Below are 1001 nucleotides of genomic sequence, written 5' to 3'. Positions count from 1 at the left end.
CTAATCCCCTTTCGCTCGCCGCTACTCAGGGAATCTCGGTTGATTTCTTTTCCTCCGGGTACTTAGATGTTTCAGTTCCCCGGGTTCGCCTCCCTAACCTATGTATTCAGTTAGGGATACCTGTAAAACAGGTGGGTTTCCCCATTCGGAAATCCCTGGATCAAAGTCTGTGTGCCGACTCCCCAGGGCTTATCGCAGGCTCCTACGTCCTTCATCGCCTCCAGCTGCCAAGGCATCCACCGTATACGCTTAGTCGCTTGACCATACAACACAAACGACTACTAACGATTTGAACATCCAGACTCAGTCAAAAACTGGCCCGGACGCCGGACTGTGTGCTTGAGAGACACACAATATTGATGTTGAGTATGTGTTAAGTACTCAACCTCGCCTTGCAGTGTATTACTACAAAATATTTCACCTTGTTAAAGAACATCTGATGTAAAAATCAGAAAGCTGAACTCTCATTCTCAGACTTCGAGATACCTCGAAAGCCCAGCTTTCTGATCTTTGATGTGGCGTCAGGAAATGGTGGAGCTAAGCGGGATCGAACCGCTGACCTCCTGCGTGCAAGGCAGGCGCTCTCCCAGCTGAGCTATAGCCCCATTTTGATAAGACCCTAACCAACTCTTCAGTTTGTTAGTGGTAATTTCTCTCAGGCAAGGCATTTTGTCACGCCGCATAGCCTGCTATGCAAGTGACGAAATAACGCCGCATGAGGAAAATTTGGTAGGCCTGGGCAGACTTGAACTGCCGACCTCACCCTTATCAGGGGTGCGCTCTAACCAGCTGAGCTACAGGCCTAAAACTTGCTGCCCCAGGGATTAACCTCAGGGCCGTAGGCCCGCCCAACGGGCATTACTGACTTCCAACATCATCAGTACGATCAAGCAATGCGTGTGAGCACTTACGAAACAACTCTCGATAATCGTTTAAGGAGGTGATCCAGCCCCAGGTTCCCCTAGGGCTACCTTGTTACGACTTCACCCCAGTCATGAATC

The 1001-nt window shown here is 49.9% G+C and carries 2 tRNA genes and 2 rRNA genes; all 4 read right to left on the bottom strand.

The annotated features are described in order from the left end of the window. Nucleotides 1-263, bottom strand: a 23S ribosomal RNA gene (locus ACH6CX_RS18475); the annotation flags it as partial. A gap of 266 nt (nucleotides 264-529) precedes the next feature. Next, a tRNA-Ala gene (locus tag ACH6CX_RS18470) sits at nucleotides 530-605 on the bottom strand. 122 nt (nucleotides 606-727) lie between these two features. Continuing rightward, a tRNA-Ile gene (locus ACH6CX_RS18465) sits at nucleotides 728-804 on the bottom strand. A 129-nt stretch (nucleotides 805-933) separates the two neighbouring features. Further along, nucleotides 934-1001: ribosomal RNA gene (locus ACH6CX_RS18460) — 16S ribosomal RNA — on the bottom strand; the annotation flags it as partial.

The sequence above is a fragment of the Microbulbifer sp. JSM ZJ756 genome (assembly GCF_044383805.1).
GTDB lineage: Bacteria > Pseudomonadota > Gammaproteobacteria > Pseudomonadales > Cellvibrionaceae > Microbulbifer > Microbulbifer zhoushanensis.
Note: the sequence above shows the minus strand (reverse complement) of the source record. Positions and strands in the feature narration are given on the sequence as shown.